Raw genomic sequence first — 4,396 nt, 5'->3', positions numbered from 1 at the left:
TCCCTTCGGTCTTGCGTTTCCGACTCTATCAGACCGTTTCCGTATCCGATTTCCTCGGTGCTTTCCAGGTTCCCGCTTTCGCGTTTCCCTTTCCGGCGAGTCCGACTCTATCAGATCCTTTCGGGCCTGACTCCCAGTCAGCGGGGCTTGTCCTCGCGGCTGTTGGGCCGTTCCGACGAGTGAGACATTAGCGGATCCCTGACTCCCGAGCTAATCGGGGGGCGTCCTTTCGAACGCGGAATCCTCATTTCGCAAACACGCATGAAAACGAGCCGACGACGAGTCGTCGATCGTTGAATGATGGTGCGGAATGGCTGTCCGGGGACCGACCGGGGTCGGAGCTCACGTCGGACAACTCGGAGAACACTACGGACGGGCGGGAGTCGTGTCAACTGCGCTCCGGACCGCTCACCCGAGGCGTACGCTGACGTCCATGACTACGCGTACGTGCACCCAGCAGTGGTGGGCCGCCTGACGGCGGCCGTACACACGTATGTACCCAACGGCTGCCGCCTCGGCGGCCGTTTTCATGTCCCTCCTGGGGAGCCGGCCGGCGAACGCGGCGGCCTCGACCAGGAGGTTGAGAGATGACGCGGATCTTCAGCGGGGTCAAGCCGACCGGGCATCTGACGCTGGGGAACTATCTGGGCGCCGTACGCCGCTGGGCCGATGTCGACCAGCACCGGGCCGAGGCCCTGTTCTGCATCGTCGACCTGCACGCGCTGACCGTGGACCACGATCCGGGGCGGGTCCGCAGGCTCAGCAGGCAGGCCGCCACCCTGCTGCTGGCCTCGGGGCTCGATCCCGAACTGTGCACCGTGTTCGTACAGAGCCATGTGGACGAGCACGCGCGACTCTCGTATCTGCTGGAGTGCGTCGCCACCGACGGTGAGATGCGGCGGATGATCCAGTACAAGGAGAAGGCCGCGCTGGAGCGGAAACGCGGGGGGAGCGTGCGGCTGTCGCTGCTGACGTATCCCGTGCTGATGGCGGCCGACATCCTGGCGTACGGGACCGACGAGGTGCCGGTAGGGGACGACCAGACGCAGCATGTCGAACTGACCCGGGATCTGGCCGTGCGGTTCAACCAGCGGTACGGGCACACGTTCGTGGTTCCCCGGGCGACCCGGCCGGAGGTCGCGGCGCGGGTCATGAACCTCCAGGAGCCGACGTCCAAGATGGGGAAGAGCGACGACGTCGGACCCGGGGTCGTCTATCTGCTCGACGAGCCCGACACCGTACGGAAGAAGATCATGCGTGCGGTGACGGACAGCGGGCAGGACGTGGCGTACGACCCGGAGGAGCGGCCCGGGGTCTCGAACCTGCTGGAGATCCTGGCGGCGTGCGAGGGCTCGGACCCCGCGGCCCTCAGCGAGGCGTACACGTCGTACGGCGCGTTGAAGAAGGACACCGCCGACGCGGTCGTCGAGCTCCTTCGGCCTGTCCAGGACCGGCACAAGCAGCTGTGCGCGGACCCCTCCTCTGTGGAAGGGGTGCTGCGCGAGGGCGCGCGGCGGGCCAGAGCGATGGCGCGGCCGACGGTGGACTCCGCCTACGAGGCCATCGGGCTGCTGGCGCCGTCCGACGGTTAGCCGGACCCGTGGTCGTCCTCGGGGCCGGGCCGGTTCCCGGCACCGAGGGCGGCTCGGTGCCGGGGACGACCGGGGCGGGCGGGGGCCGGGTCCGCGGTGCGGGTCAGCTGTTGCCGGAGGCGAGTTCGCGGCTGCGGTCGCGGGCCGCTTCCAGGGCCGCGATGAGTGCGGCGCGTACGCCGTGGTTCTCCAGTTCGCGGATCGCGTTGATCGTGGTGCCCGCGGGGGACGTGACGTTCTCGCGGAGCTTCACGGGGTGTTCGCCGCTGTCGCGGAGCATCACGGCGGCGCCGATCGCGGACTGGACGATCAGGTCGTGGGCCTTGTCGCGGGGCAGGCCGAGCAGGATGCCCGCGTCCGTCATGGCTTCGACCAGGTAGAAGAAGTACGCCGGTCCCGAACCGGAGAGGGCTGTGCAGGCGTCCTGTTGCGACTCGGGGACCAGGAGGGTCTTGCCGACGGCGCCGAAGACCTCCTCCGCGTACGCCACGTGCGCGGCGGTGGCGTGGCTTCCGGCGGAGATGACGGACATGGCCTCGTCGACGAGCGCGGGGGTGTTCGTCATGACGCGGACGACGGGGGTGCCGGGGGCCAGCCGCTCCTCGAAGAAGGAGGTCGGGATGCCCGCCGCGCCGCTGATGATCAGGCGGTCCGAGGGGATGTGCGGGGCGAGCTCGTCCAGGAGGGCGCCCATGTCCTGGGGCTTGACCGTGAGGATCAGGGTGTCGGCGGTCTTCGCGGCTTCCGCGTTGGAGACCGGGGTGACGCCGTGGCGTTCCCGGAGTTCCGCGGCCCGCTCCGGCCGGCGGGCGGTGACCAGGAGATCGCTGGGGGCCCAGCCGGCTCGGATCATCCCGCTGAGCAGGGCTTCGCCGATCTTGCCGGTGCCGAGGACTGCGACTTTCTGAGGCATGGTTGCGGGTGCCCTCCGGAGGTTGAGTCGTCCGCGTTCATCCTCCCACCGGGATCATGGCGGTGGACGGGATGTCCGGTGGGCGGACGGAGGACCGGTCCCCCGTCCGCCCGCCGCCGGGGCCCCGCGGGCGTACTACGGCGTCCTGCGGCGCAGGGTCGCCGCGCCGAGTCCGAGGACCAGCAGCGCGCTCCCGGCGACGATCAGGACGTCCCGTACGAAGACCGTGGTCATGTCGGTGTGCTTGAGGACCTCGTTCATCGCGTCGACCGCGTACGACATGGGCAGCACGTCGGAGACGGCCTCCAGGACGGGGTGCATGTCGGAGCGCGGGGTGAACAGGCCGCACAGCAGGAGCTGCGGGAAGATCACCGCCGGCATGAACTGGACCGCCTGGAACTCGGAGGCGGCGAACGCCGAGACGAACAGGCCCAGCGCCGTTCCGAGCAGGGCGTCGAGGAGGGCGACCAGCAGGAGGAGCCAGGGGGAGCCCGTGACGTCCAGGCCGAGGAGCCAGACCGCGATCCCGGTGGCCAGGAGCGACTGGAGGACGGCGATCGCGCCAAAGGCGAGCGCGTAGCCGGCGATCAGATCACCCTTGCCCAGGGGCATGGCCAGGAGGCGTTCGAGGGTGCCGGAGGTGCGCTCGCGCAGGGTCGCGATCGAGGTCACCAGGAACATGGTGATCAGCGGGAAGATCCCGAGGAGGGACGCGCCGATGGAGTCGAAGGTGCCCGGGCTGCCGTCGAAGACGTAGCGGAGCAGGACCAGCATCACGCAGGGGACGAGGACCATCAGCGCGATGGTGCGCGGGTCGTGCCGGAGCTGGCGCAGGGCCCGTGCGGCGGTGGCCGTCGTCCGCGAGATGTTCAGCGCGCTCGGGCGGGACGCCGGGGCGGGCTGTCCCGGGGTTCCGGGGGACGTGGACGTGGACGGCGTGGGTGGAGTGGGGCTCGTGGCCGCGGTGGAGCTCATCGTGCGTTCTCCTCGCGGGAGTCGGTGCCGGGGGCCGGGGACTGGGCGGTCGTGGCCGGCTCGGGGTGACGCGCGGCCGCGACCGCCTCGTCCACGAGGTGGAGGAAGGCGGCTTCGACCGTGTCCGAGCCGGTCCGCTCGCGGAGTGCCTCGGGGGTGTCGTCGGCGAGGATCCCGCCTTCGCGCATCAGCAGGAGGCGGTGGCAGCGCTCGGCCTCGTCCATGACGTGGGACGAGATCAGGAGGGTCGTGCCACGCTCTTCGGCGATGGCGTGGAAGAGGCTCCACAGGTCGCGGCGCAGGACGGGGTCGAGGCCGACGGTCGGTTCGTCGAGGACGAGGAGTTCCGGGGCTCCGAGGAGCGCCACGGCGAGGGAGACGCGGCTGCGCTGGCCGCCGGAGAGGTTGCCCGCGAGGGCGTCGGCGTGGGAGGCGAGGTCGACGTCGGCGATGACCCGGGTGACGTCCGCGTGACGGCGTTCGGCGGCGGCCCGGCCGGGGTCGAGGATCGCGGCGAAGTAGTCGAGGTTCTGACGGACGGTCAGGTCGCTGTAGACGGAGGGCGCCTGGGTCACGTAGCCGATACGGGAGCGCAGCGCGGCGTCGCCGGCTGGGAGGCCGAGGACTTCGAGGGTGCCGCCGACCTTGGCCTGGGTGCCGACGGTCGCGCGCATCAGGGTGGACTTGCCGCAGCCGGAGGGGCCGAGCAGGCCGGTGATCTGACCGCGCGGGACGGTGAAGTCGAGGCCGTGCAGGACGGTGCGGGGGCCGCGGACGACCGTGAGGCCTTCGGCGCGGACGGCGGGCGGGGAAAGGGGCACGGGTGTTCCTGTGGGGTCGGGCGGACGTGGACGAATAATCATCACGTGATGAATATTGCTCCGGTGGGGGGTGCGGGTCAAGGGCTGTGGGGGGG

Annotated in this window: 4 protein-coding genes; 1 reads left to right on the top strand and 3 read right to left on the bottom strand. The window is 70.5% G+C overall.

Features of this window, described 5'->3' with window-relative positions:
* The first annotated feature begins 587 nt into the window (after positions 1-587).
* Positions 588-1,592 (top strand): tryptophan--tRNA ligase, encoded by a 1,005-nt coding sequence (gene trpS / locus IO36_RS35915; protein ID WP_037626517.1) that lies wholly within the window; start codon positions 588-590, stop codon positions 1,590-1,592.
* 103 nt (positions 1,593-1,695) lie between these two features.
* Here trpS and proC read toward each other — a convergent pair whose 3' ends face one another.
* From proC to IO36_RS35900, 3 genes are all read right to left on the bottom strand, one after another.
* Positions 1,696-2,505 carry a pyrroline-5-carboxylate reductase gene (proC, locus tag IO36_RS35910; RefSeq protein ID WP_037626515.1) on the bottom strand — a complete coding sequence of 270 codons (810 nt, stop codon included), beginning with the start codon at positions 2,503-2,505 and terminating at the stop codon, positions 1,696-1,698.
* Between the two features lie 135 nt (positions 2,506-2,640).
* Positions 2,641-3,480, bottom strand: coding sequence for an ABC transporter permease (locus IO36_RS35905; RefSeq protein WP_037626513.1), 840 nt, complete (start codon positions 3,478-3,480; stop codon positions 2,641-2,643).
* Entirely contained in the window at positions 3,477-4,343 is an 867-nt protein-coding gene (locus tag IO36_RS35900; RefSeq protein ID WP_037626511.1) for an ABC transporter ATP-binding protein, read from the bottom strand. Before IO36_RS35900 ends, IO36_RS35905 begins: the two co-directional genes overlap by 4 nt.
* Positions 4,344-4,396 lie beyond the last annotated feature (53 nt).

Origin of the sequence: Streptomyces aureus, from assembly GCF_000725495.1 — a bacterium.
Taxonomy (GTDB): domain Bacteria; phylum Actinomycetota; class Actinomycetes; order Streptomycetales; family Streptomycetaceae; genus Streptomyces; species Streptomyces aureus_B.
The sequence above is the reverse complement of the archived record's forward strand: the minus strand, read 5'-3'. Positions and strand labels throughout refer to the sequence as shown.

Coding starts and splice junctions, on each gene's coding strand:
- proC (WP_037626515.1), bottom strand. CDS start 2,505: ATGCCTCAGAAAGTCGCAGTCCTCGGCACCGGCAAGATCGGCGAAGCC.
- trpS (WP_037626517.1), top strand. CDS start 588: ATGACGCGGATCTTCAGCGGGGTCAAGCCGACCGGGCATCTGACGCTG.
- IO36_RS35900 (WP_037626511.1), bottom strand. CDS start 4,343: ATGATTATTCGTCCACGTCCGCCCGACCCCACAGGAACACCCGTGCCC.
- IO36_RS35905 (WP_037626513.1), bottom strand. CDS start 3,480: ATGAGCTCCACCGCGGCCACGAGCCCCACTCCACCCACGCCGTCCACG.